Annotated in this window: 13 protein-coding genes and 1 tRNA gene; 8 read left to right on the forward strand and 6 right to left on the reverse strand. The window is 71.5% G+C overall.

Going from position 1 to position 20,696, the window contains the following annotated elements:
• Positions 1–265 precede the first annotated feature (265 nt).
• Positions 266–4,795, forward strand: coding sequence for a MobF family relaxase (gene mobF, locus ACQPX6_RS08980; RefSeq protein ID WP_433786963.1), 4,530 nt, complete (start codon positions 266–268; stop codon positions 4,793–4,795).
• Between the two features lie 699 nt (positions 4,796–5,494).
• On the opposite strand, the gene ACQPX6_RS08985 is transcribed toward mobF, so the two are convergent.
• Together ACQPX6_RS08985 and ACQPX6_RS08990 are read right to left on the reverse strand one after the other, a co-directional pair.
• Entirely contained in the window at positions 5,495–6,841 is a 1,347-nt protein-coding gene (locus ACQPX6_RS08985; protein ID WP_433786964.1) for an SMODS domain-containing nucleotidyltransferase, read from the reverse strand.
• 3 nt (positions 6,842–6,844) lie between these two features.
• Positions 6,845–7,810: a CBASS cGAMP-activated phospholipase gene (locus tag ACQPX6_RS08990; protein WP_433786965.1), complete on the reverse strand. Its 966-nt coding sequence runs from the start codon at positions 7,808–7,810 to the stop codon at positions 6,845–6,847.
• Between the two features lie 354 nt (positions 7,811–8,164).
• Here ACQPX6_RS08990 and ACQPX6_RS08995 point away from each other — a divergent pair, with 354 nt between their 5' ends.
• Positions 8,165–9,244 carry an IS110 family transposase gene (locus tag ACQPX6_RS08995; RefSeq protein ID WP_433781620.1) on the forward strand — a complete coding sequence of 360 codons (1,080 nt, stop codon included), beginning with the start codon at positions 8,165–8,167 and terminating at the stop codon, positions 9,242–9,244.
• Between the two features lie 364 nt (positions 9,245–9,608).
• Here ACQPX6_RS08995 and ACQPX6_RS09000 read toward each other — a convergent pair whose 3' ends face one another.
• Both ACQPX6_RS09000 and ACQPX6_RS09005 read right to left on the reverse strand, forming a co-directional pair.
• Complete coding sequence (locus ACQPX6_RS09000; RefSeq protein WP_433786966.1) at positions 9,609–11,045, reverse strand: tyrosine-type recombinase/integrase; 1,437 nt, start codon at positions 11,043–11,045, stop codon at positions 9,609–9,611.
• 91 nt (positions 11,046–11,136) lie between these two features.
• Positions 11,137–11,211, reverse strand: a tRNA-Arg gene (locus tag ACQPX6_RS09005).
• Positions 11,212–11,262: 51 nt separating this feature from the next.
• Here ACQPX6_RS09005 and ACQPX6_RS09010 point away from each other — a divergent pair.
• A complete protein-coding gene (locus tag ACQPX6_RS09010) occupies positions 11,263–12,261 on the forward strand; it encodes an NAD(P)-binding domain-containing protein (protein WP_433786967.1) in 999 nt (332 codons plus the stop codon).
• Here ACQPX6_RS09010 and ACQPX6_RS09015 read toward each other — a convergent pair whose 3' ends face one another.
• Both ACQPX6_RS09015 and ACQPX6_RS09020 read right to left on the reverse strand, forming a co-directional pair.
• Positions 12,262–13,032 carry a DUF305 domain-containing protein gene (locus tag ACQPX6_RS09015; protein WP_433786968.1) on the reverse strand — a complete coding sequence of 257 codons (771 nt, stop codon included), beginning with the start codon at positions 13,030–13,032 and terminating at the stop codon, positions 12,262–12,264.
• A complete protein-coding gene (locus ACQPX6_RS09020) occupies positions 13,029–13,964 on the reverse strand; it encodes a DUF3105 domain-containing protein (RefSeq protein WP_433786969.1) in 936 nt (311 codons plus the stop codon). The genes ACQPX6_RS09015 and ACQPX6_RS09020 overlap by 4 nt, the downstream gene beginning before the upstream one ends.
• Positions 13,965–14,072: 108 nt before the next feature.
• Here ACQPX6_RS09020 and argS point away from each other — a divergent pair, with 108 nt between their 5' ends.
• The 5 genes from argS (at position 14,073) to thrB (ending at position 20,607) form a co-directional block, all read left to right on the forward strand.
• Positions 14,073–15,725 carry an arginine--tRNA ligase gene (argS, locus tag ACQPX6_RS09025; protein ID WP_433786970.1) on the forward strand — a complete coding sequence of 551 codons (1,653 nt, stop codon included), beginning with the start codon at positions 14,073–14,075 and terminating at the stop codon, positions 15,723–15,725.
• A 22-nt stretch (positions 15,726–15,747) separates the two neighbouring features.
• On the forward strand, positions 15,748–17,172 hold the full coding sequence (lysA, locus tag ACQPX6_RS09030) for a diaminopimelate decarboxylase (RefSeq protein ID WP_433786971.1): 1,425 nt from the start codon (positions 15,748–15,750) through the stop codon (positions 17,170–17,172).
• Positions 17,173–17,174: 2 nt separating this feature from the next.
• Entirely contained in the window at positions 17,175–18,590 is a 1,416-nt protein-coding gene (locus tag ACQPX6_RS09035; protein WP_433786972.1) for a homoserine dehydrogenase, read from the forward strand.
• A gap of 74 nt (positions 18,591–18,664) precedes the next feature.
• Positions 18,665–19,681, forward strand: coding sequence for a threonine synthase (gene thrC, locus ACQPX6_RS09040; protein WP_433788230.1), 1,017 nt, complete (start codon positions 18,665–18,667; stop codon positions 19,679–19,681).
• Between the two features lie 32 nt (positions 19,682–19,713).
• Positions 19,714–20,607: a homoserine kinase gene (gene thrB / locus ACQPX6_RS09045; protein WP_433786973.1), complete on the forward strand. Its 894-nt coding sequence runs from the start codon at positions 19,714–19,716 to the stop codon at positions 20,605–20,607.
• The last annotated feature ends 89 nt before the right edge of the window (positions 20,608–20,696 follow it).

Below are 20,696 nucleotides of genomic sequence, written 5' to 3' on the forward strand. Positions count from 1 at the left end.
ACCAGGACCAAGAACCAGGACAAGAACAAGAGACAAGAGCACGACCACTTCCCGACACCGATCACTACGCCGAACAGACGACACGACACGAGCAACAGGACCCAGAGACGAAAAGATCAAGGGAAAGATCAAGAGCCGCACACCGAGGCATCACGATCCTCAGGTGCGGGCCGGCCTCCGGCCGACCCGGAAGACGCGGCAGTGCGCCACGTCAGACAGATGATCTTCCTCTCCGACCTCGAGTGATCATCGAGGGGTTGTCCGAGTGCTGAGCGTCGCCACGGGCTACGACCCGGACTACCTGTTGAAGGAAGTGGCGGCCGGGCGCGAGAACTACTACACCGGGGCGGTCGCCGAAGGAGAGCCGCCGGGACGGTGGTGGGGCGCCGGCGCGGAAAAGCTCGGCCTGCAGGGTGAGGTCGACGCCCAGGACATGCACGCGCTCTACTCACGCTTCCTCGATCCGCGGGCCGAGGGCTTCCGCGACCCGTCCCGATGGAACGAGCTCGCGGAGTCGGCGACTCTGGGCCACGCGGGCCGGGCGTACAAGTCCGAGCACGAGTTGTACGCCGAAGCCCTCGAAAGGGAGCCGCACGCCACGGCTGAACGCCGCGATGAACTGCGCGTCGAAGCGGGCAAGGCTGCCCGGCACAACGTGGCCTTCCTGGATGTCACGTTCAGCGTTCAGAAGAGCGTGACACTGCTCCACGCGGCGTTCGAGGCCGAGGAGGTCAAGGCCCGCGCGGCCGGTCTGGAGGAGGAGGCCGCCGAATGGACAAGCATGCGCGAGACGGTGGAGCAGTCGATCTGGCGCGGCAACGACGCCGCTCTGTCCCACCTGCAGGACAAGGCCGGCTACGGTCGGGCCGGGCACCACGGCGGCGCAGCCGGGCGGTGGGTCGACGCGCACGAGTGGACCGTCGCGTCGTTCTTCCAGCACGACTCCCGCGACCGCGACCCGCAGCTGCACATCCACAACGCCGTGATCAACCGCGCCGAGGGCGCCGACGGCGTGTGGCGCACACTCGATTCCCGCGCGATCCACCGCCTCAAGCCGGCGGCGGCCGCGGTCGGGGAGAGGACGGCCGACGAAGCGCTGGCCCGCGACCTCGGGGTCCGACTGACAATGCGTCCCGACGGACTGGCTCGCGAGGTCACCGTCGTCACCCCCGAGACCCGCGACCTGTTCTCCTCGCGCTCGCACAAGATCAGCGGCCGGGCGGCGGAGCTGATCGAGGAGTTCGAGCGCTCCCGTGGTCGCGAGGCCACCGGCGTAGAGCGGGACCGCATCAAGCGGCAGGCCACCTTGGCGACCCGCGCAGCCAAGTCCCACGAGGGCGAGACCCGGGCGGAGTTCCTCGACCGAGTCGACGCCGAGCTGCGTGCTGACGTCGCCGGCGGGCTGGCTGGCATCGCGCACACCGCCCGCGCCGAGGCTGCCGGTGAGCGCGCTGCGCCTGAGCAATGGTCAGCGAGCGAGGTGATCGACGACGCGCTGGAGGCAGTGCAAGCCAAGAGGGCGAGCTTCACCCACGCCGAGGTGATGCGGGAGATCAACGCCCGGCTGCCCGACCATCTAGGAGTCGCGGACGGGGCCGAGGTCGCCGAGCTGTTGCACCGGCTGGCCGACCAGGCCCTGGAGCTCGTCGAGCAGGTCGACCAGGACCTGCCCGGCGTCGGCCTCGAGCCCGACGCGATCCGCCGAGCAGACGGTGCGTCGACCTACGCGGCGCCGGCGGGCCCGGCGTATGTGACCCGTGGGCACCTGCGCAGTGAGAACCGGCTCCGTGCTGCCACCGTGCCTCGCAACGGGACCGCGCTCACCTCCGGCCAGGCCGCGGCGTTCCTCGCCCGGCTCCGCGAGGAGGGGATCGAGCTCGGCGTCGACCAGGCGGCCGCGGTCACTGGGGTCCTGACCTCCGGTGCCCGCCTGGAGACCGTGATCGGGCCCGCGGGCACCGGCAAGAGCTTCGTGGTCGGCGCCTCTGCGCGAGCGTGGTCCGACCCTGCTCATCGCGCGCAGAGTGGACCCGACCGTCGCGTGTTCGGGCTGGCGACCTCTCAGGTCGCCACCGACATCCTCTCCGCAGAGGGCCTCACCGCGGCGAACACCGCTCGGTGGCTGGCTGCGCAGCAGCGCCTCTGTACCACCGGGCGCGTCCCGCTCGACGGCGACGAGGGTTGGCAACTGCGTCGCGGTGATGTGGTCGTGGTCGACGAGTCCTCGATGGCCGACACCGCCGCGCTCGCCGAGGTGCACCGGTACGTGGACGCGGCCGGGGCCAAGATGCTGCTCGTCGGGGACCCGCGGCAGCTCGCCGCGGTCGGGGCCGCCGGCGGGATGGAGCTCGTGGCCGACGCCGGAGCCCGCTACGAACTCGCCGAGGCGCGGCGGTTCACCCAGGACTGGGAGCGGGACGCCTCGCTTCGGCTGCGCGCGGGCGACCCGGCGGTCGTTTCCGAGTACCACCGGCAGGGCCGGCTGCTCGACGCCGGCCACCTTGCCGACGCCGAGGCCTCGGCCGCCAGAGGATGGCTGGCCGACACACTCGCGGGGCGTCGATCGCTGTTGATCGTGGACACCAACGAGCAGGCAGAGCGAGTCTCGTCCTCCCTGCGCGACGAGCTCGTGCGCCTCGGACATGTGCGCGAGTGTGGAGTGGCGCTGCGCGACGGCACGACCGCCGGCATCGGTGATGTCGTCGAAGCCCGCCGCATCGCTTGGGACCTCGCGGGCTTCGAGGGCAACCGGCGCGGTCCGATCAACCGGGAGCGCTATCGCGTCACCGGGGTCCGCGACGACGGCAGTCTCGAAGTCGGCGTCATCTCGGCCGGGATGCCGCTGCTGGGCCGTGGCGACGACGCACCGGGTGCGGGCGAGCGGATGGTGCTGCCGGCGTCGTACGTCGCCGCGGACGTGACGCTGGGCTACGCCTCGACCGTGCACGCGGTGGAGGGCGCAACAGTCGACACCAGCCACGCCGTGCTCACCGATCGGACCAGTCTGAACTCCGCGTACACCGCCCTGTCCCGTGGCCGGGACGCCAACACCGCGCACGTCGCCACGGTCGCCAGACCTGACGATCCTGCGCAGGGCACACCCGCGGACGAGGTCCACCGTGACCCCCGGGCTGTTCTCGGCGGCATCTTGGACACGCGAGAGGCTCGCGACGCTGCCCACCGCTCCGCTCTTGCCGCGCAGGAGGAGTCCGCCCGCGAGTCACGCTCGGTGCAGGCGCTTGCGGAGCGGTTCGCCGACGCCGCCCACCTCGCTGCGCTGCTGCGGACGAACCACCTCCTGGACCGGCTCGTCGCCCTCGATGTCCTCGGGCCCGTCGACCGCACGCGCATCGCCGCCGAGGACGGCACGGCCGGACTGACCCGCGTCCTGCGGCAGGCTGAGCTCGCCGGGCAGGACCCCGCTCAGGTTCTCCACGACGCGATCGCGGACCGGCCGCTCGATGGCGCCCGCCGAGTCAGCGACGTCGTACGCGGACGCATCGAAGCCGAGAACACCTTCACGCCGACGAGCACGTCGTGGATCGACCGCATTCCTCGTGGTGTCGACGAGGTGTGGACGCCCTACCTCACCGCCCTTGCTCAGGCCGCGGACGACAGGACCGCGGAGCTCGGCGGCCGACTCGCTGCCGAGCCGTCCGCGTGGGCGCTCGAGACCCTCGGCCCGGTACCTGAGGATGAGCAGGCCCGCAGGGAGTGGACGGCGCGCGCCGGCCTCATCGCGGGGCACCGAGAGCTCCACGGGGTCGCCGACGACGAGCGTGACCAGTCCTCCCACTCACGGCACCAACGCCTCGACTCGGTTGCCATCCTCGGGGGTGCGCCACCTCAAGGGCACGTCGAGGCCCACGCCGCCTACCGCGCTGCCCATCGGGCCGCGGGACTGCCCGACTACGACCGTGACGTCCTCGAGCTCTCGCCCGCGGCCCACCGCAGCCGCGTGCGCGCATGGGAGCGGGAGCAGCTGTGGGGGCCGGCCTACGTCGACAACATGCTCGCCGGCACCCGCCAGGCCCAGGACCGAGCCCGGGAGACCGCCGAGCTCCGCCGAGCTGACCACGACGTCGCGAGCGAGCCGGAGCAGCGCGACCAGCTCTCCCGGGAGGTCAGCCATGCCGACACCCTCGCGGAGACGCTCGCAGGCCAGGTCGACAAGCTGGATGTGGCCGCTCAGGCCTACGGCCTCTGGCGGGCCGAGACCGCGGCCACGCGAGCGAACGCCGAAGCCTCACGTGCCTGGCTCGCCGACCACCACGCCTCTGACCAGCCGGAACCCGCCGTCACCGCCGACGAGTGGCTCGCCGCCGACCGTTCTGCTCGCCTCGAGGACGATCCCCACCGCACGATCACCGACCTCGAAGTCGAGGAGGGCCCCGTCGGCGGACGCGAGGACGCTAGCCAGGCCGACTCCGGTGCGACCGAGGAAGCCGAGCGTGCGGGGGAGGACGACGGCAGTGCGGACGCCGACCAGGTCGGGGAGACCGGGGTGCCCGACGTGCGGGAGTCCGCTGCCGAGTGGCCGACCGTCGACGAGGACACCGTGCGCACCCCGCCCAGCGACGAGACCGAGGGCGTCGGCACTCGGGCCATGGAGGCCCTTGCCGAGCTGCGCAATCGGCAGGCCATGGAGGAGCAGCACGAGCAAGACGAGCGCGCCGACGAACTCGCACGCTGGAGCGCGGACGACGAGGTGTCAGCCGAAGAGGTCGAGGACCTCGACGAGCCCGAGGTGGACGACGACGGTGCGCTGGAGCTGGACGAGCCGGCCGAGCTCTGACGGTCGGCGTGCCGCGTTGCCGCGGCCTAGGCAGGCCCGCCAGTAGCGTGCCGCGTCCAGAGCTCTCTGACGCGCTGGGCGCACAGCTCCCGCGTCTGCGCAGGGACGAGCGTGCCGTCGCCGAAATGCACCGGGGCCAGCCGCAGAGGCTCGATCTGGTCGTCACCCGCCGCCCAGAGTAGGGCGACGGACACACCGTGGGCGAAGTGCCGATTGGCCGGAACCGAACGGCGCGCTGCCCACCAGGCCGCGCTCAGCGGTGCCGGTAGGTCTGGCGCGACGTCTCTCCACCACGATGCGTCGGGGTAGGGAGCGCCGCTCGCAAGCTCGCTCGCGATCACCGCCTCGACGAGCGCTCGCTCCCCCGAGGGCCAGCCCTGCATGCCGGTCAGCGGAGCCCCGGAAGACTCGCCGTCCGGGGCGCCGAGCCACCGAAGCGCCAACCAGGAGCCTGCCAGCTCGGGGGACCGGGTCGCTCCGAGCCCGTCAGACACGAACTGCGTCATCGAGCTCACCAGAGCGGGTGCACGGGGGACGCCAGCGGGCGGCCACGTCTTGTCGCGTCCCCGTCCCTGCATGCGTGTCAGTGTGCGCGCTCAGCCCGACGACAACAGCAACGCGGGCAGCGCGCCGAGGGCACGCGCACAGCGCGCCTCTGCGCCGCCGCCCGCCTATAGAGCTGGACAAAACGATACGTCCCTACTGGATGATCACTGATTGACGGTCTCTAGCTACGCAGAAACCGCCTTTGACGACGAACGCCTCGACGTAGTGCCGACCGCGATAGAGAGTCGACTCTCTCTTCCTCTCGAGCCCCGCGTCTTGGATGATCTCCCCTCTCAAGGAAGACGCGTCCTGGGCCTCTTCGCCCCGGTTGACGACTTTCCAGTACAGGTCGTACGGCTTGGGGACGTCGCACTTCTCGACAAAGAAGTCGATGTCCATGTGTTTCAGTACCTTGTTGCCTTGCCTGCTCAGGATGTAGTTCCGGAAGCCGGTGCGCGGCACGACTCGTCCTCGAATTTTGAAGGCGAGGTTCCGGTCAATCCGTATCGGAAACCCGAAGTCGCGATCGATCTGCTGTTCGGTTCTCTCAGTAGCAGCGGTGAGCGCCGTCTTCTGTGACAGCTCCACGGTTACATCAACCTGTCGGAAATCCTCTCCAAAGATTTCAGTCCATTGGCTAAGGCTACGTACTGGATCTTCTTCGGCGTACGCCTTATCGATCTTCTCTGCGTAGAAGTGGAATCGATCTCGGAAGTTTGCATACTTTTCATGCGTGAGCCGGTGATCATACGACTCAGTCGGGCAACCTGGATCGGCTATGTGAGGCTTCTGAGCGTTCTGCTGAAGATAGTCATCTAGGGACAAGCAGAGTTTCCGCAGCGTTGACGGTACGTCGTCGTAGCAGCCAGGCTCAACCAATTGATCAACAGGACTTACCCTCTCTCCGACGAGAATCGTCAAGAGGACCGACTTGATATCGAACCTATTTTTGAAGTCGCGGAGGTACTTGAGGAGCCGTAGCGCTTTGACGAGATTCCCGTTCGCCTCCCGGTTCTTCTCATCCAGCCATTCATTGAACGCTTCTGGATCTGTAAGCTCGAAGCGATCCTCGTGCCGATGGGTGATATATGCGCCAGCCACTCGCCGAACAAATGGGACAGCATCGAGATGGAATTCATTCGCGTAGTCAACGAGCACACAGCGCGAACGTCGATGAACCTTATCCCTATACACTCCACTTCCTCGAAAGTCCTCGTACAGCTTCTGTACATAGTCGGCAGCAGACCAGTCGAGGTTCTCCTCAACTTCGACTAGGATGTCCGCGTCGAACTCGTCGTTGGCTGATACGGGATTGATGATGGTGCCATGGGCGTAAGAGCCTTGCGGTACGACCTGAACAAACCGAGAGCCGAACTCACCATTACCTCGACTGAAGAAGTTGGAGACTGCCTCTACATGGGCGTCCAGCCTATTAATACGGCTCTGGCTCAGGTTCACGCGCTGCGATAGAAACGCGTCGAACCGCTCCGTTTCGTGCAAGTTCTAAGTCTCCAGGCGGTGATAGGGAAGGAATCGGTCGGCTAGGTCCTTGAACATATAGTCAAGGGTGGGCGCGGCCTTGCGTGCCTCAGAGTATCCAAGTCCGCGCAGACCCTCGATTCCTCCAACGTTGTCGAGTCGGTATCTAGCGGGTGGCACGATCGGATTCACACGATGGACATTCTCGTGGCCAGCCAGCAGCTGTGCCGTCCCGATGGACGCTGACGATTGGCCAGCCATGAAGGTCGCTGTGAGATGGCGAATCCAATGTGTAGCGCCGGACCGACGGCGAACTCTTGGTTTGCCGTCGAAAGGCTCGCTAGTACATCCGATACTGAGAACTCGCAGCTGCCTTGGCGGCCACTCAAGGACTCCGAGCGCCTCCACTACGGCGGCTCCGGCTGGATTGTTCGCCCAGGTGCCACCATCGACGAGTGGGGCGCCCACGTCATCCTCATGAGCGGGGAAGTACGTTGGGGCCGCCGCGGTTGCGAGCGCGACGTCGACCACTCTCTTCTTGTAGTCCATCACGAGCCTGGGATGGTGCGACGTCTTGTAGACGTGCACTTCGCCCGTCTCCAGATTCAACGAGGGCACCACGACTCGTGTGCGGCACTCGCCGAGCTTTCTCTCGCCGAAGACGTCCACCAATGCAGACTTCAAAGGACCCGGGTCGTACAGAGGTCGGCGAAGCTGCCGTATTCGCGCAATCCGCTTGCGCGGAGGAAAGATCGCCGCACCATCGTCAATGTAGAAGTCAAGAAGCTCTCGAGCTGAGTAGTCCAGGCCGAGGCCAAGGCTCAGGATGCCGCCGGTCGATGTGCCGACGATGAGATCAAAGTACCGGCCAATGGGTGCTTCCAGATTCTCTTCGAGTGCGGCGAGGAAGGCCGCTGGAAAGACTCCTTTAATGCCCCCGCCATCGATGCATAAAATTTTGCGTACGTCGTTCGCGCCTTCTCTCGGCACTGACCCTCCTTCCCGTGTTCTCGACCTACCTAGCCACTGCCGTGCTGGTGCTCCGATTCAATGGTAAATACCAAGTCGCCATCTCCGATGGCAGATCGTGCGGGATCGGGGGCCGGTCGGGTGGGCGCGCCCAACGGCCGAACGCTTGTTCGAAGCGCGCTGGGGGTCAAGCGACAGCGAAGCCTCCTTGCTCGGTACGGTGAAGGGTGCGCGGAGGTCGATGAACGCATGCTCGGCGGTCCTAGACCGTATGGAGGCCCGGCGCCTCGCTCGTAAGTTGGCGCGGGTCGCCGTCGCACTCGGTGACGGTGCCGCAATTACGGGAGGCGCCGGGTGTTGGCAGAGCGTACGTGGGTGGGTCTGGACGTTCATGCTCGTTCGGTCGTGGGGTGCGCGATCGATGACGAGGCGTGCGAGATCCGCACCCAGCGGGTGGCGCCGCAGACCGCCGCGATCGTGGCCTGGGTTCTCGCGCTGCCGGGGCCGGTGGCGGTGACCTATGAGGCCGGGCCGACCGGTTTCGGACTCGCGCGGGCGTTGGCCGCGGCCGGGGTCCGCTGCGAGGTGGTCGCGCCCTCGAAGCTCGAGCGTCCGGCCGGGGACAAGGTCAAGACCGATCGTCGGGACGCCGAGCGCCTGGCGCGGCTGCTGCGCATCGGGGAACTGCCCGCGGTGCGGGTCCCCAGCGAGGCCGAGGAAGCCGCCCGGGATCTGGTGCGGGCCCGTGAAGACGCGCGGGGAGACCTGATGCGTGCCCGGCATCGGCTCTCCAAGCTGCTGCTGCGCCAGGGCATCGTGTGGGACCGCAGCGCGTGGACCGGCGAGCACACCGACTGGTTGCGCCGCCAGCGCTTCGACCGGCGCGGGGTGCAGCTGGCCTTCGACGAAGCCCTCGATGCGGTGTTCAGCGTGCACGCCCGCCGCGACCGGCTCGACACCGCGATCGAGGAGATGGCCCAGACGACGTCGCTGGCCGGGCCGGTGGGACGGCTGCGCTGCTTGCGCGGGGTCTCCACGCTGACCGCGGTCGGGCTCTGCGTCGAGGTCGCCGACTGGCACCGCTTCACCGGCTCGACCATCGGTTCCTACCTCGGGCTGGTGCCCTCGGAGTTCTCCTCGGGAGCTCGGCGGGTCCAGGGCGGGATCACCAAGACCGGCAACGCGCACGCCCGCCGGTTGCTGGTCGAAGCCGCCTGGCATCACCGTCGCCCGCTGCGCCCCAGCCGGGAACGGGCCCGGCGCGCCGACGGTCAGCCCGCCGCGGTGCGGGCGCGCGCCGAGGCCGGCAACCGCCGCCTACACCAACGCTGGTGCCGTCTCGAGCAGCGCCGCAAGCGCCCGACGGTGTCGGTGGTGGCCGTGGCCCGCGAGCTCGCCGGCTGGTGCTGGAGCCTCGCGGTGCTCGACGAGCACCAGCATCACGCGGCCGCCTGACACGCGGCCGCCCCCACAAGCCCCGGCGGGTGCCGGGTGCGGATGCAGGCAGCGCGAGGAGCGACCCGCGAGTTAGCTATGAGCAGCTCCGCCCGACCCTCATCGAGCAGGGCGACGCTCGCCCCTAGATCCGCGGAACGCTCCCGACGAACACCCGGTCATGCGGTAACCAACCCGCGCATATCAGCCTGACCGCGCGTCGAGCCGGGACGCCTCCACCCCACCCGGCCCCGCCGGACCCACAACGCCCTGACCAGCCACGATGCACCGCATCGAGGGCCCATCACCCCTGCCCACTTGACAGAAGTGCCCTCCATATCAGCTAGTGCTCCAGGCGGTAGCGGCGCCGAACTATCTTCCCCGCTTACTGCTGCGAGGCGTCTGGCTCTGCACCGACAACTACTGCTCGTCGGCCGCGTGTCACGCTGACAAGCCCTTCGGTCTTCAGCACGGCGAGAGCGCGGTGCGCAGTACCGACGGCGACCGTATTCGCAACGGCGACTTGTGCGACCGTCGGGAGCTCGTCTCCAACCTTGAGCACTCCGGTGCGCATCTGCTCGCGCAGCCCCTCTGCGATGTCCTCGTACGGGCTGCGTCGGACTATGGGCTGCGGAGCAGGACGGGGGAGGACGGTGGCCATCGTCGTAGCCGCTCGTCGATCGGCTTCGTCGACCCACGCAGCGTAGACCTTGAGCGTGGTGGCGCCCCCACTCCCATGCCCGAGGCGGCCGGCAACCGTGCGGATGTCGACGCCGGCGGCGACGAGCTCGGTGGCTGAGTAGTGCCGCAGTGAGTGCAGCCGAGTGCTGCGCAGCTTCAGGCGCAGGGCAAGGCGGCGGTAGCGCTGGGTGATCGCCCGCGGGAGGTAGGGCGTGCACCCGTCGGGCGCGGGGGAGAAGACGAATGCGTCGAGGCTCAGGGGAACGCCGAGCTGCGCACAGCGCTCGCGCCACCGCTCGCGGTGTGTCTGCAAGAGCTCGACGGTGTGCTCGTCGAGGGCGACCTTGCGGCGCTGGTTGGTCTTGGTGCTCTTCTCCTTGAGCCCGGCCTTCGTCTGCACGTTGGCCTGGTGCACCCACAACAGCCCGCGCTCGAAGTCGATGTGCCGCCAGCGCAGGGCCGAGACCTCGCCTCGGCGCGGACCGGTGAGCATGGTGAGCCACAGGAGTAGGCCCCACTCAGGGTCGCTCCAGGCCGCATTCAGAAGCCGTGCCGCCTCGTCCGCGCTGGGCGGGTCGGGCTCGGTACTGCGTGGAGCGGGTGCTTCGGCCATGGCCGCCTTATTCACGCCGAGGTGTCGCCACCGCACGGCCCGGTCGAGGGCGCCGCGGATGATGTAGTGCACCTTGCGCGTGGTGCTGGAGCTGAGTGGTCGGCACACGTGCCCGCCCCGCGGCTTGCCGTTGCAGGAGAGAAGGCGACAACGGTGCAGGCGCGCGTAGAAGCGCTCGAGGAGCTCGGCATCCACGCGGCCGGCGGGCATCGTGCCGAACGTCGGAAGCACGTACAGGCGGATGAGGTCGTCGTAGCGCTCGCGGGTGGTGTCCTCTAGGACGACGACCTCGAGCCACCGCTCGACGGCCTGCCCGACCGTGATGTCCGACTTCGGATGGGTGTCCTCGTCGACCTGACCCTGGAGCCGCGTCAGAGCCTTCGTGGCCTCGGCGTAGGTCGGGACTGTCTCGCACAGCTGGCGCGGACGGCCGGTCAGGGCGTCGGTGCCGGCGTAGACGCGGACGCGGTACGCGCCGCTTGGCAGCTGCCCGATGTGGCCCCGCTGCCTGCGCTTCCGAGGTGGCATGACACGGACGGTAGGAGCCGCTCATGTCACGACCCGTGTCACGCGGACTCGAACCGATAACGAGCTCGCGACGTTTGTGCTGGTCAGCGCGTGGTGCCCCCGGCAGGATTCGAACCTGCGCCACCGCCTCCGGAGGGCGGTGCTCTATCCCCTGAGCTACGGGGGCGGACCGGGATCGAGACTAGCGCACGGCGGCCCGGGCACCGACGCTCGGGCCATGGCTCACGCAGAGATCCACCACGACCGCAGTATCGACACGGCGGACCTCGCCGCCCTGTCCGGACGCACCGTCGCGGTGCTCGGCGCCGGCAACCAGGGGGCGGCGCAGGCCGCGAACCTCCGCGACTCGGGGTTCACCCCGCTGATCGGCAACCGCGACGACGAGTACGCCATCGTGGCCCGCGAGCAGGGGTTCGACGTCCGCCCGATCGCCGAGGCCGCGGCGACCGCCGACATCGCGTTGCTGCTCGTGCCCGACGAGGTGCAGCCGGACCTGGTGCGCGACGAGGTCGCCCCGGGCCTGCGCGCGGGGGACGCCCTCGTCGTGGCCAGCGGCTACAACTGGCACTTCGGCCTCCTCGAGGTGCCCGAGGGCGTCGACGTCGTCATGGTCGCGCCGCGCATGATCGGCGCGGCGGTGCGTGACCGCTACGTCGACCGGCACGGGTTCCCGTGCTTCGTGTCCGTCGAGCGCGACGCCACCGGCCACGCGTGGGACACGACGCTCGCGCTCGCCCGGGCCATCGGGGGCACCCTCGGGGGCGCGATCGTCTCCAGCGCCCGCGAGGAGGCGGCGCTCGACCTGTTCAGCGAGCAGGCCGTCTGGCCGGCGATCCTCGACATCCTGCGCACGGCGCACCGCGTCGCGGTCGGCGCGGGGTTCACCGAGGAGGCGGTGCTCAACGAGCTCTACCTCTCCGCCGAGCCGGCCGAGGTGCTGGCGCACATGGCGCGCGACGGGCTGTTCGGCCAGCTCGGCCTGCACTCGCGGACGTCGCAGTACGGCCAGCTGCGGGCGCTCGCGGCGCTCGACGAGGGCGGCGAGCTGGCGCAGCGGTTCGCCCGCGTGATGCACGAGGACATCCTGTCCGGGGCGTTCGCGCGGGAGTGGAGCCGCCCAGAGGCGGGCGAGCGGCTCGACGCGATGCGCCGCGAGGCCGACGCGACCCCGCTGGCGGTCGCCGAGGGCGAGGTGCGGGCGCGCCTGGGGGAGTAGTCAGTTCATCCCGTGCATGCCGGCGTGGGCGTCCGGGGCCGGCAGGGGAGCGGCGCCGCGCTCGGCGAGCATCTGGGTCATCGTCTGGGCCTCGGACGACTGCGAGGCGACCATGCTCGCCGCCAGCGCGCGCACCGCGGGCACCGACGCCTCGCCCTCCGCCGCCTGCATCATCGGCAGCCCGCCCTGGTGGTGGCGCAGCATGAGCTGCAGAAACACCACGTCGAGGTCCCGGCCGGTGGCCGCGCGCATCCCGGCGAGGTCCTCCGGGGTGGCCATGCCGGGCATGGTCGCGGTGGGCATGCCCATCCAGCCCATGAACTGCCCCGACGGCGGGGTCAGCGACTGGCCCCACAACGTCAGCCAGCCCTCCATCCGCCCCACCTGCGAGGTCTGGGTGGACTCGATGTCGAAGGCGATCTGCCGCACCTGCGGATCGGCGGTGTTCGTGCGCGCCCACACCGCCATCTCCACGGCCTGGCCGTGGTGGGTGACCATGTCCTGCAGGAACCCGACGTCGATCGAGTCCTCGGCGGGCCCGTACGTCTCGGCGGTCGAGCGCCCCAGCGCGATGCCGCCGATCACGCCGGCGAGCACGAGCACCAGCGCGAGCCCGCCCACGAGGAACGCCTTCGCCCATGCCGGGCTCGCCGACCACCACCCGCCGGAGCCGCCGCCGTCTCCACCGTCCTCGCCACCGCCGTCGTCGACGGGCGGGGGCGTGTCGGTCACGTCGCGCTCGGCGGCGGGGGTGTCGGCGGGCGCGCTCATCCGCCGTTGCCCGCGGCGGCGCCGCGGCCGTCCATCGTCACCGCGTCCGGCGGGGCGGGCGACGGGTCGAACGGCGGCGGGTTGTCGGGGTCGAAGTAGCCCGGGCCGAGGGCGTCACAGCTCGCCCCGACCTCGGGGTAGGTGTACTGGTTCTGGCGCAGCGAGGAGATGAACTGGTCGACGCGCGGGTCGGCCGGGTCGGCGAGCTTGAGCTCGTGGTTCCACGACTGCAGCGCGACCGGCTGGTCGAGCCCCGGGTACGGCGACATCATCGTGTAGTCCTGGCCCTGCACCTTCGCGGCGAGGCCCTGCAGCGCCGGGCCGCTGACGCGCGCGGGGTCGTAGGCGATCCACACCGCGCCGTGCTCGAGGGCGTGCACCATGTTCTCGCTGCGCACCGGGGTCGGGTAGACGACGCCGTTGCAGGCCGCCCAGTACGCGTCGTGCGGGCCGCCGAACGGCGGCGAGCGGTCGTAGGCCACGCGCTGCTCGGCGGTGACGTGCTGCTGCGCGGCGTACTGCCCGGTGACGATGTCGGGGATGGCGAGCGAGGGGTCGCGGTTGTCGTCGCTCGGGCGCCAGGCGCTGACCTCGCCCTCGCGCATCAGCGCGAAGCCGATGACCCCGATCGCGAGCAGCACCACCACGGTGACCGCACTGATGAGCATCCAGGGCACCTGGCGGCGGGTGCCGGCGGCGGGACGCTTGCCGCGCGTGACGGGGTTCGGGCCGCGCTTCCCGCCGGAGCGCTGGGTGGTGCGCTGGCCGCCGGTCGGGCGGGCGTTGCCGCGGCCCTCACCGCGGACGCCGCCCCGGTTGCCGCCTCGGCCGTCGCCGCGCTGCCCGCCGTCCCGTCCCGGACGCGAGGAGCCCGCGGAGGACCGGGACCCCGGACGCGACCCCGACGGACGGCCGGACCCACCACTAGCCATGCGCCCGAGTCTACGGAGCAGTCGGTGAGCCCTCGGTGACGGGTGTGCACCCCCGGTGACGAGCACCGAGCGTCAGGAGCCCGTGAGGCCGGTCCCTAGAATCGTGGGGTGACCCCCGCTGCCCTGGCCGACCTCCTGCACGCCGTCGCCGTCGACGTGCTCACCGAGCGTGGCCTCGACACGGCGGTGCTGCCGGAGACGGTCACGGTGGAGCGCCCGCGCAACCCCGAGCACGGCGACTACGCCACCAACCTGGCGCTGCGCTCGGCCAAGAAGGCGGGGGTCGCGCCGGCGGAGCTCGCCGGCTGGCTCGCCACCAAGCTCGAGGGCACCGACGCCATCGCCACCGCCGAGGTCGCGGGGCCCGGGTTCCTCAACCTGCGCCTCGCCGCCGACGCGCAGGCCGGGATCGTGTCCGACGTCCTCGCGCGCGGCGAGCACTACGGCCACACCGACGCGCTCACCGGCCAGGCGATCAACCTGGAGTTCGTCTCGGCCAACCCGACCGGCCCCATCCACCTGGGCGGGACGCGCTGGGCCGCGGTCGGCGACGCGCTGGGCCGGGTCCTCGCCGCGCAGGGCGCCTCGGTGACCCGCGAGTACTACGTCAACGACGCGGGCGCGCAGATCGACCGGTTCGCCGAGTCGCTCATCGCCGCCGCGCAGGGGCGCCCGGTGCCCGAGAACGGGTACGGCGGGGCGTACGTCGCCGAGATCGCGCAGAAGGTCGTCGAGGCCGACGAGGACGTGCTCGCCCAGCCCGAGGACGAGCAGCTGGCGGCGTTCAAGCGGCTCGGTGTCGAGGTGATGCTCGACGAGATGCGGGCGTCGCTCGAGTCGTTCGGCACGCACTTCGACGTCTGGTCCTCCGAGCAGGCCCTGCACAGCTCGGGGGCGGTCGAGGCGTCGGTGCAGAAGCTCAAGGACGACGACGCCCTCTACTTCGCCGACGGCGCCTGGTGGCTGCGCTCCACCGACCACGGCGACGACAAGGACCGCGTCGTCATCAAGTCCGACGGCCGCCCCGCCTACATCGCCGGCGACATCGCCTACTACCGCGAAAAGCGGGCCCGGGGCGCTGACCTGGCGATCTACATGCTGGGCGCCGACCACCACGGCTACATCCACCGCCTCAAGGCGGTCGCGGCCGCGTTCGGCGACTCCCCGGACACCGTCGAGGTGCTCATCGGCCAGCTGGTCAACCTCATCCGCGACGGCGAGCCGGTGAAGATGTCCAAGCGGGCGGGCACGATCATCACGCTCGAGGACCTCGTCGACGCGGTCGGCGTGGACGCGGCGCGCTACACGCTGGCGCGCTCGTCGGTCGACCAGGTGCTCGACATCGACCTCGACCTGATCTCGAGCCGCACCAACGAGAACCCCGTGTTCTACGTGCAGTACGCGCACGCCCGGCTCGCGTCGCTGGCCCGCAACGCCGCCGACCTCGGCGTCACGGCCGACGACCCGGACCTCGCGCTGCTGACCCACCCGCGCGAGGGCGACCTCATCCGCACGCTCGGGGAGTTCCCGCGCGTGCTGTCCTCGGCCGCGGCGCTGCGCGAGCCGCACCGCGTCGCGCGCTACCTCGAGGAGCTCGCGGGCACCTACCACCGCTTCTACGACACCTGCCGCGTGCTGCCCCAGGGCGACGAGGAGCCCGCGGGAATCCACACGGCCCGCCTCGCGCTGTGCTCCGCGGCCCGTCAGGTGCTCGCCAACGGCCTGGGCCTGCTCGGCGTGAGCGCGCCCGAGCGCATGTGACGACCTCGACGGAGCTGACCTGATGACCCGCGCCCACCCCGCCGGGCCCCGCCATGCCGACGTCATCCCGCAGCACGAGGACGGCGGGTCCCCGCCCGAGGGCAGCACCCTCGACGCGCTGCCGACGGCCGTGTGGCCGCGGCACGCCGCCCGCGGCGACGACGGCGTGGTGCGCCTCGCCGGCATCGACGTCGCCACGCTCGCCGAGCAGTACGGCACCGCGCTGTTCGTCGTCGACGAGGCGGACTTCCGCTCCCGGTGCGCCGAGCACGCCGCCGCCTACGGCGACCCGGCGCTCGTGCACTACGCGGCCAAGGCGTTCCTCACTGCCGAGACCGCCCGCTGGGTCGCCGAGGAGGGCCTCGGCCTCGACGTCTGCACCGAGGGCGAGCTGCTCACGGCCCTGCGCGGCGGCTTCCCGCCCGAGCGGATCGCCGTGCACGGCAACAACAAGAGTCGCCACGAGCTCGCGGCTGCGCTCGACGCCGGGGTCGGGGCGATCGTCGTCGACTCCTACGTCGAGATCGCGCGCCTCGACGAGATCGCCCGGGCGCGCGACGTCCGCGCCGACGTCATGGTCCGCGTGACGGTCGGCGTGGAGGCGCACACCCACGAGTTCATCGCCACGGCGCACGAGGACCAGAAGTTCGGCTTCTCGCTGGCCGCGGGCGACGCCGCGGAAGCCGTGCGGCGCGTGGTCAAGTCGTCGGGCCTGCACCTCGTGGGCCTGCACAGCCACATCGGCTCCCAGATCTTCGACGCCGACGGCTTCGAGCTGGCCGCGCGCCGCGTCATCGGGCTGCTCGCCGAGCTCCGCGACGAGCACGGCGACGCCGTCGACGACGCGCTGGGCACCGTCGACCTCGGCGGCGGCATGGGCATCGCCTACACCACCGCCGACCAGCCCCGCTCGCCCGCGTGGATGGCCGGGGAGCTGCGCGCGATCGTCGAGCGGGAGTCCGCCCGGGTGGGCCTGGCGCCGCCGCGGATCGCCGTCGAGCCCGGGCGGGCCATCGTCGGCCCGGGCACCGTGACGCTCTACGAGGTCGGCACGGTCAAGGACGTCGAGCTGGGCGGCGGTGCGCGCCGGCGCTACGTCAGCGTCGACGGCGGCATGAGCGACAACATCCGCACGGCGCTCTACGACGCGCACTACGACTGCCGGCTGGTCTCGCGGTCGGCGGGCTCCGCGCCGGCCGTGCGCTCGCGGGTGGTCGGCAAGCACTGCGAGTCCGGTGACGTGGTGGTCCGCGACTGCTGGCTGCCCGCCGACCTCGCGCCCGGCGACCTCGTGGCCGTCGCCGCGACCGGGGCCTACTGCTACGCCATGGCGAGCGCGTACAACAAGGTCCCGCGTCCGGCCGTCGTCGCCGTGGCCGACGGCACGTCGCGCCCGGTGCTGCGACGCGAGACCCTCGACGACCTGGCGCGGCTGGAGGTGGGGTGAGCATGACCGTTCACGACGCGCGGCGGATCCGCGTCGCGCTCCTGGGCTGCGGCGTCGTCGGCAGCCAGGTGGTGCGGCTGCTCACCGAGCAGGCCGACGAGCTCGCCGCGCGCATCGGCGCGCCGCTGGACCTGGTGGGGGTGGCCGTGCGCCGCCCGCAGCGCCACCCCGACGTGCCCACCGACCTGCTGACCACCGACGCCGCGGGCCTCGTGACCCGCGACGACGTCGACGTGGTGGTCGAGCTGGTCGGGGGCATCGAGCCGGTGCGCGGGCTGCTGCTCACCGCGCTGAAGAACGGCAAGTCGGTGGTGTCGGCGAACAAGGCGCTGCTGGCCGAGGACGGCGCGGCGCTCGCCGCGGCGGCCGACGAGTCGGGCGCCGACCTCTACTACGAGGCCTCGGTGGCCGGCGCGATCCCGATCCTGCGCCCGATCCAGCAGTCCCTCGCCGGCGACCGCATCCTGCGCGTGGCGGGCATCGTCAACGGCACCACCAACTTCATCCTCTCCGCGATGGCCTCCTCGGGCGCGAACTACGCCGAGGCCCTCGAGGAGGCCGGGCGCCTGGGCTACGCCGAGGCCGACCCCACCGCCGACGTCGACGGCTACGACGCCGCGTCCAAGGCGGCGATCCTCGCGAGCCTCGCCTTCCACACCCGCGTGACCGCCGACGACGTGCACCGCGAGGGCATCCGCGACGTCACGGCCGCCGACATCGCCGCCGCGAAGGCGCTGGGCTGCACGGTGAAGCTGCTGGCCATCTGCGAGCAGGTGGACGGCGCCGTCAGCGCCCGCGTGCACCCGGCGATGATCCCGCGCTCGCACCCGCTGGCCTCGGTCTCGGGCGCCTACAACGCGGTGTTCATCGAGGCCGCGGCCGCCGGACAGCTGATGTTCTACGGGCAGGGCGCCGGGGGACCGGAGACGGCGTCGGCCGTGCTGGGCGACCTCGTCGCCGCCGCGCGCAACCGCGTCATCGGCGGCCGGGGCCCGCGCGACTCGGCGCACGCCGACCTGCCGATCGTCGCGATGGGCGACACCCGCACCCGCTACCACGTGGCCCTCGACGTCGCGGACCGCGCGGGCGTGCTCGCCCAGGTCGCGGGCCTGTTCGCCGAGCACGGGGTGAGCATCGCGACCGTGCGCCAGGAGGGCCGCGCAGCGGAGCGGAGCCGGACCACGGAGGACAGCCGCGGCGGCCGGGGCGGCGAGGACGAGCGCGTGGGTGACGAGGGCGATGGCGCGCGGGGCTCCCGGGACGCCACACTGGTGATCGTGACCCACTCCGCCCCCGACGCCGCCCTCGCGGCCACGGTCGACGCGCTGACCGGCCTCGACGCGGTGCAGGGCGTCGCCGGCGTGCTGCGGGTCGAGGGCCTGGGCCGGCCGGTGACCGAACTGGGCGGTGTCTCGTGACGGGCGTCGTGCCGGCGCCGTCGCTCGGCGCGCGCGTCGAGTGGCCGGGCATCATCCCCGCGTACCGCGACCGCATGCCCCGCGTGCAGCCCGGCTGGGAGGTCGTCACGCTGCGCGAGGGCGGCACGCCGCTGCTGCCCGCGCCGCACCTCGCCGAGCTCACCGGGTGCGAGGTGCACCTCAAGATCGAGGGTGCCAACCCGACGGGCTCGTTCAAGGACCGCGGCATGACCGTGGCCATGACCGAGGCGCTCGCCGGCGGCGCGCAGGCCGTCATCTGCGCGTCGACGGGCAACACCTCGGCGTCGGCCGCGGCCTACGCCACCCGCGCGGGCATGACTTGCGCCGTCCTCGTGCCCCAGGGCAAGATCGCGCTGGGCAAGCTCGCCCAGGCCACCGTGCACGGCGCGCGCATCCTGCAGCTCGAGGGCAACTTCGACATGTGCCTCGAGCTGGCCCGCCGCGCCGCCGAGCAGTACCCGATCGCCCTGGTCAACTCGGTGAACCCGGCGCGTATCGAGGGCCAGAAGACCGCGGCGTTCGAGATCTGCGACCAGCTGGGACGCGCCCCCGACGTGCACGCCCTGCCCGTCGGCAACGCCGGCAACATCACCGCCTACTGGCGCGGCTACACCGAGTACGCCGGCGACGGCGTCGTGGCCGGCACCCCACGGATGCTGGGCGTGCAGGCCGCGGGCGCCGCTCCGCTGGTGCACGGTGCGCCCGTGGCCGACCCCGAGACGCTGGCCACCGCCATCCGCATCGGCTCGCCGGCCTCGTGGGACGGCGCGATCGCCGCGCGCGACGAGTCCGGCGGCGAGATCACCGCGGTCGACGACGACGCGATCCTCGAGGCCTACCGCCTGCTGGCCGCCCGCGAGGGCGTGTTCGTCGAGCCGGCCTCGGCGGCGTCGGTCGCCGGCCTGCTGGCCAAGGCACGCGCCGGGCGCCTCGACACCGGCCAGCTGATCGTCTGCACGGTGACCGGGCACGGGCTCAAGGACCCGGCCACCGCGCTCGCCGACGCCGCCGAGCCCGTCGTGCTCCCGCCGCGCGTGGACGCCGTGGCCGACGCCCTGGGCCTGCGCTGAGCGCCGGGCCGCAGGTCGCGCAGGGGCCGGCGGTGCCGGCGGGGGCGGCCGTGCGCGTGCGGGTGCCGGCGACGTCGGCCAACCTCGGGCCCGGGTTCGACACCCTCGGGCTCGCCCTGGGGCTCCACGACGACGTCGAGCTCGCCGTCGGCGACGGCCCGCCGTGCCGCGTGGACGTCCACGGTGAGGGTGCCGGGCGCGTGCCCCGCGACGAGCGCCACCTGGTGCTGCGGGCCGCGCACGCCACGTTCGACCGCGCGGGGGCGCCGCGGGTGTCCCTGCGCCTGCGCTGCCACAACGTCATCCCGCACAGCCGGGGCCTCGGTTCGTCGGCGGCCGCGGCCGTCGCGGGGATCGTCGCGGCGCAGGGCCTCCTCGCGGCCACGCACCCGCTCGACGACGACGCGCTGCTCGACCTGGCCGCGGGCTTCGACGGGCACGCCGACAACGTCGCGGCATGCCTGTTCGGCGGCCTCGTCGTGAGCTGGGGCCACGAGGGCGCGTGGCGCGCCGCGCACCTGACGCCGCACCCCGCGCTGCGGCCGGTGGCGCTGGTGTCCGAGCGCTCGAGCTCCACCGAGGCCACCCGTGGCCTGCTGCCCGACCGCGTCCCGCACGCCGACGCGGCCTTCACCGCCGCCCGGTCCGCGCTGATGGTGCACGCGCTGACCACGGCGCCCGAGCTGCTGCTCGAGGCGACCGAGGACCGCCTGCACCAGCCCTACCGGCGTCCGGCTTACCCGGAGACCGCGGCCGTCGTCGACCACCTGCGCGCGGCCGGCGTCGCCGCGGTGGTCTCCGGTGCCGGGCCCACCGTGCTGGCGCTGACGCTGGACGGGCGCCTCCCCGACGATCTCGACACCACCGGCTTCACCGTGCGGTCGCTGGCCGTGGACACCGAGGGTGCGCGCGTCGAGAACGCCTGACGCGCGGGGCAGGGGGTGGTTGTTGCTGCTCCCCACGGCGGGGTCTACATTGGCGGGCACAGCGACCACGCGTGTACGCGTCGGTGCCA

Source organism: Actinomycetospora sp. CA-101289 (assembly GCF_050955895.1).
GTDB lineage: Bacteria > Actinomycetota > Actinomycetes > Mycobacteriales > Pseudonocardiaceae > Actinomycetospora.

Bases quoted from the DNA above. Each gene is read 5' to 3' on its own strand.
- ACQPX6_RS09000 (WP_433786966.1), bottom strand. From the start codon at position 11,045: ATGCCACCTCGGAAGCGCAGGCAGCGGGGCCACATCGGGCAGCTGCCA.
- ACQPX6_RS09010 (WP_433786967.1), top strand. From the start codon at position 11,263: ATGGCTCACGCAGAGATCCACCACGACCGCAGTATCGACACGGCGGAC.
- ACQPX6_RS09015 (WP_433786968.1), bottom strand. From the start codon at position 13,032: ATGAGCGCGCCCGCCGACACCCCCGCCGCCGAGCGCGACGTGACCGAC.
- ACQPX6_RS09020 (WP_433786969.1), bottom strand. From the start codon at position 13,964: ATGGCTAGTGGTGGGTCCGGCCGTCCGTCGGGGTCGCGTCCGGGGTCC.
- lysA (WP_433786971.1), top strand. From the start codon at position 15,748: ATGACCCGCGCCCACCCCGCCGGGCCCCGCCATGCCGACGTCATCCCG.
- ACQPX6_RS09035 (WP_433786972.1), top strand. From the start codon at position 17,175: ATGACCGTTCACGACGCGCGGCGGATCCGCGTCGCGCTCCTGGGCTGC.
- thrC (WP_433788230.1), top strand. From the start codon at position 18,665: ATGCCCCGCGTGCAGCCCGGCTGGGAGGTCGTCACGCTGCGCGAGGGC.